Here is a 4,327-nt window from a genome sequence, read left to right as displayed (position 1 = left end):
AGTGTCGTCTTGCCGATACCGCCCGCGCCGACCAACGTCAGCACATGTGAGTTTGCCAGCATCGAGCGGATCTGCTTGACTGCGCAGTCGCGTCCAAAAAGCTTGGACGTCGATGGTGGAAGGGGACGCCCTCCGGATGCCTGCGACGCGGTTTCGGGAGACAGGACGGTTTTCCGCCGCTGGAGAAGGCGATAGCCGCGGCCCGGCACGGTGAGGATCAGATCGCGGTCCGTACCCAAGATTTTGCGCAGCGCCGACATATGGACTTGGAGGTTGTTTTCTTCCACGACGGTGTTGGGCCAGACGGCATTCATCATCTCGTCTTTCGTCACGAGACGTCCCGCAGCCGAAGCGACGACGGCAAGGATGTCGAAGGCGCGAGATCCGACATGCACAACCTCGCCGTTTTTCAGCAAAGTGCGCATTTCCAGATCGATCTGAAATTCACCTATTTCAATCATGATGTTTACAGGCCCCGAAATAGTGAGGGTGGTCGGGAAGAAGAAGCACTACGAATATGGCTTACGCAAATGTAGTTCGTGTAGTTGCTCATTACTTTGGCTGCCACGCCCAACATGACTTCGAGTACGTTTTGGAGCGTGTAGCCAGCGGCGAGGAAGGTCTCGACTTCAGCGTTAAGAACGAAGCCCCTTTCTTGCACCACTAGCGTTGTGAATCGATGCAGAGCCTCGAGTCCGGTATCGGGGAGCGACGTGCCGGCGAGGTGCGCGGTATTCACGCCGGCATCCATCTTGATCATCTTCGCGAGCGTGGTGTGACCGGCCATGCAATAGTCACAGTCGTTCTCGAAGTTGGAGGTCAGATAGACAACCTGTTGCTCGTGCGGCTTCAGCGTGCTCTTCGAAAAGAGGGCCCACAGTGCCGAGCATCCGGCGAGCAGTTCCGGTGATTCGGCCATATTCCCCGAAGGTTCGGTACGAAGCCGAAGGTCCGTTTCGTATCTTTCAGCCTGGCCTTCGATGCGGCCGGTGCATTGTCGACCGTGTAAGTTTGGAACGCGCTCATTGTGTATTTCCTCGATGGTTGACCGTGAGCAAGTTATGAAACACAAGCTTGAAAGAGCGCTCACTGGGTGCCCCTTTGCGGGACACGATGAGCGGATGATGAAGCACGAGCCCGACGCGAAGAAGGCGGGTGCTGTCGATAACAGTCATTCCCGATAGGCATAAACCGCTAAAATGTTTTGAAGTCAGCGCCACGAAAAGCGAAAGCCTCACGGTATTCACAGGCTGGATCGTCTGATCAAATAGGGCTATACCGATGGCTTGCCATCCAATTCGGCGACGCGAGCGGCGGTTGTACCTTGCTGGAAGTGAACGTAGTGGTCACGCGAGTGCGAACGGCGGATCGGGGCCAATCTGAGTCGCTCATCGACGATCTCCGCACTGGCGAGGTTTGTGGCTGAGGGAGCCGAGGCCGCGGGCTTCGCTCGCCTGGCCAACGTTGACAAAACCACCTTGTGCCGCATCCTCAATGAGGACGAGATCAAGCCCCGCAAGATTCGCTACTACCTGGAAAAACGAGCCCCCGAGTTCGACCGCAAGATGCAGGAAGTTCTGATGGTCAACCGGGATGTCTCGCTCGACCTGGAGAGTGCCGTTCATGATGCGCGACCCAACCCTATCTACACCGTCAGCGTCGATGAGAAGCCCAGTGTTCAGGCGATCGGATTGAGCGCACCAGATCTGCCTCCGGTACCGGGTAAGGCATCAACAGTCGGGCGCGACTATGGTAATCGCTCAATTAAGCACACGTTGACATGACGAACAGGGCCGCACCGCGACGACCGAGGTCGGCGATGTCCAAAGCGAAGGATGGGAGTGAGCGTCGGCGTGGAGCCGACGCATTAGAAGCGTTAGTCGGAGGTTGGTTTGCGTCGAGCGAGCCGCTCGCCGATGTTGAATGGCAACAAGTCGCTCACGTCGGCACCGGCCGCGCGCTGCGGCAACTCGGTGAGCACTTCGCACAAGTACTCGAACGGCTCAACGTTGCACGCCCGACAGGTGAGCATCAAGCTGTAGATCGTTGCACTGGCTTTCGCGCCGGCCACCGTATCATTGAACAACCACGATTTTCTGCTGGTAGCAAACGGGCGCACTTCCCGTTCTCATCCATGTGACCGAATTATGCAGGGCTCCTCCCGAGCCCGTAGCGTACCGCACGCTGCGCCGGCTCTGTTGCAGTGCATGGCGGGTTGCTCTTGCTGAACATAATAAATGGTGCTTTTCTGAGAGACTCGATTGTCTCAGAGGAGAGCTATCATGGAAGAGGACCAGCTCGGAGTTCGATCGTGGCAACTGCTCGAAGATAGTGTTCTTGCCGCGAGTCGTCAGGCGTACGTCGGCTACCTTCAAAGTCACGGCTATGCCCTTCACACCATCGGACATTACCTTGCCAGCGTCGCGCACTTTTCGCGCTGGCTCACCAGAAAGCGAATCAGGCTCGATCAGATCGATGAGAATCTGGTACGGCAATTCGTCTCCGTGCACTTGCCGAACTGCGACTGTCCCGGGCGAAGGAAGTGCGCATCAAATTTCACGCGGGCAGCGCTCAAACATTTGCTTAAGGTGCTTCGCGCGGACGGTTGTATCCGACCACCGCCGCTTCGGTTGCCTGGTACTATCGCCGACGAGTTAAACTGCCTTGACGTTTATCTTGACGAGATCCGTGGTCTTGCCGCGAGCACCCGCCGCAACCACCGCGACTGCGCGTGCGACTTTCTAGTCGATCAATTTGGTGGTCACCGCATTGACATGCGTCGAATCAAACGTTGCGCATCAGGGCAACCAAATGCAAGCGTACGGATCTTTTGCCGCTGCCCGTACAAACCGGGCGCGCATTGTTCGATTACGTGCGTTTCGGTCGACCCCAGACCTCTAGTCGTGCGCTGTTCGTGCGACATCGAGCCCCGTTCGACCGGCCGGTCACCCCGGCTGTTGTGAGCAGCGCGATCCGGCTGGCGTATGCCCGATGCGGTTGGCCGAGCTCGTCCATGGGTACTCATTTACTGCGGCACACCGCAGCCAGTCGCATGCTGGGCAATGGTGCTTCTCTCAAGGACATCGCGGATGTGTTGCGCCATCGCAGCATCAATACCACCATGATTTACGCCAAGGTCGATTTCCGCAGACTCGCGGCGGTGGTCTCCCCTTGGCCCGGGAGCAGATCATGAATCACTTGTGTTTGATGACTACTCGGGTAGAGGATTATCTCTATGCCAGGCGGCAACTCGGTTTCAAGCTGAAGAGCCAAGGGACGCAACTACTTGCGTTTGCCCGGTTCGCCGAGAATGGCTGCCACCAGGGCCCGGTAACGTTGGAACTCGCGTTACGCTGGGCCCGGGATTCCGACTCTGCCCAGCCAATTACCGCAGCGAAGCGGATTGAAGTGCTCCGTCAGTTCATCAGGTATCTTCAACAGTTTGATCCCGCCACACAAGTCCAGCCGACCAAGCTGCTGAGCTCTACCCATCGCCGACCGGCGCCTCATATCTACAGCGATGAGGAAATCGAGGCGCTCTTAGCTGCAGCTGGACAGCTGCGTCCGTCAGGCGGACTACAGCCAGCAACTTACGAAACACTTTTTGGCCTACTTGCTGCTACCGGCATGCGAATTTCGGAAGCGCTGCGACTTGAGCGCGCGGACGTATTGCTTGAGCACGGTATGTTGGTCGTTCGCCAAAGCAAATACCGCAAATCCCGTCTTGTGCCTTTGCATGCGACAACCATCACCGCTCTTCGATGTTACGCGCGACAACGCGACAAGTTTCTCCCGGTCGCAATGAACAACAACTTCTTCCTGTCTCCGTGGGGACACGCCCTGAAGATCTGGAATGCAGAGGAGACCTTCTGCAACTTGCGCAGACAGCTTGGCTGGATTGCCCGAGGCGATTATCCGGAACCACGTATCCACGATCTAAGGCATTATTCCGAGTCCCGGATTATTCCGCATACCGATCTTCGGGGCCTGCAATCCCCGGAGAATACCCGGCTTTGGGGCCGCGCCAATACGGAATAATCAGAGGGTCTTCAAGAAGGCCAGCAGGCGATCATTGGGACGGAAACGCGGTGTTTGCACGTCGGTGGTCGCGGTCTTCGCCAGCGTCGTTACGGGGCGGTGAATCAATACGGATTTTGTGTAAGTGATCTGCGCTACGGTGGGCGCTTGAGTTTTCGACGTCATTGGAGTGTCGTCTTCCTGGGGATTTCCCCCCAATTCAGGGAGACTCACAATGAAGATCACTCGCAACGGTGCCGTCACGGCACTCCCCGGTTGCTCCGGTGGTGGCCCGCTGGTATCCCACCTC

The 4,327-nt window shown here is 57.3% G+C and carries 5 protein-coding genes and 3 pseudogenes; 4 read left to right on the top strand and 4 right to left on the bottom strand.

Going from position 1 to position 4,327, the window contains the following annotated elements:
- Both BSU04_RS29735 and BSU04_RS29730 read right to left on the bottom strand, forming a co-directional pair.
- A partial coding sequence (locus BSU04_RS29735) for a winged helix-turn-helix domain-containing protein (protein ID WP_144021101.1) occupies nt 1-461 on the bottom strand: 461 nt, incomplete at its 3' end.
- Between the two features lie 5 nt (nt 462-466).
- Nucleotides 467-919, bottom strand: coding sequence for a carboxymuconolactone decarboxylase family protein (locus tag BSU04_RS29730; RefSeq protein WP_256982012.1), 453 nt, complete (start codon nt 917-919; stop codon nt 467-469).
- A gap of 475 nt (nt 920-1,394) precedes the next feature.
- On the opposite strand from BSU04_RS29730, the pseudogene BSU04_RS29725 reads away from it, so the two are divergent.
- A pseudogene (locus BSU04_RS29725) lies at nt 1,395-1,751 on the top strand (IS630-like element ISCARN21 family transposase); the annotation flags it as partial.
- Nucleotides 1,752-1,876: 125 nt separating this feature from the next.
- Here BSU04_RS29725 and BSU04_RS29720 read toward each other — a convergent pair.
- Nucleotides 1,877-2,128 (bottom strand): annotated as a pseudogene (locus BSU04_RS29720) (transposase domain-containing protein); the annotation flags it as partial.
- Nucleotides 2,129-2,282: 154 nt separating this feature from the next.
- On the opposite strand from BSU04_RS29720, the pseudogene BSU04_RS48050 reads away from it, so the two are divergent.
- From BSU04_RS48050 to BSU04_RS29710, 3 genes and pseudogenes are all read left to right on the top strand, one after another.
- A pseudogene (locus BSU04_RS48050) lies at nt 2,283-2,540 on the top strand (site-specific integrase); the annotation flags it as partial.
- Nucleotides 2,541-2,791: 251 nt separating this feature from the next.
- A complete protein-coding gene (locus BSU04_RS48045; protein WP_306427237.1) occupies nt 2,792-3,193 on the top strand; it encodes a tyrosine-type recombinase/integrase in 402 nt (133 codons plus the stop codon).
- Nucleotides 3,190-4,038 carry a tyrosine-type recombinase/integrase gene (locus tag BSU04_RS29710; protein ID WP_089163894.1) on the top strand — a complete coding sequence of 283 codons (849 nt, stop codon included), beginning with the start codon at nt 3,190-3,192 and terminating at the stop codon, nt 4,036-4,038. Before BSU04_RS48045 ends, BSU04_RS29710 begins: the two co-directional genes overlap by 4 nt.
- Here BSU04_RS29710 and BSU04_RS45780 read toward each other — a convergent pair.
- Nucleotides 4,039-4,327, bottom strand: a 289-nt coding sequence (locus BSU04_RS45780; RefSeq protein WP_218827364.1) for a hypothetical protein, incomplete at its 5' end; no start/stop codon positions are given. It lies immediately after the preceding gene.

Origin of the sequence: Caballeronia sordidicola (assembly GCF_002220365.1) — a bacterium.
Taxonomy (GTDB): domain Bacteria; phylum Pseudomonadota; class Gammaproteobacteria; order Burkholderiales; family Burkholderiaceae; genus Caballeronia; species Caballeronia sordidicola_C.
The sequence above is the reverse complement of the archived record's forward strand: the minus strand, read 5'-3'. Positions and strand labels throughout refer to the sequence as shown.

Bases quoted from the DNA above. Each gene is read 5' to 3' on its own strand.
- BSU04_RS29730 (WP_256982012.1), bottom strand. From the start codon at position 919: ATGGCCGAATCACCGGAACTGCTCGCCGGATGCTCGGCACTGTGGGCC.
- BSU04_RS29710 (WP_089163894.1), top strand. From the start codon at position 3,190: ATGAATCACTTGTGTTTGATGACTACTCGGGTAGAGGATTATCTCTAT.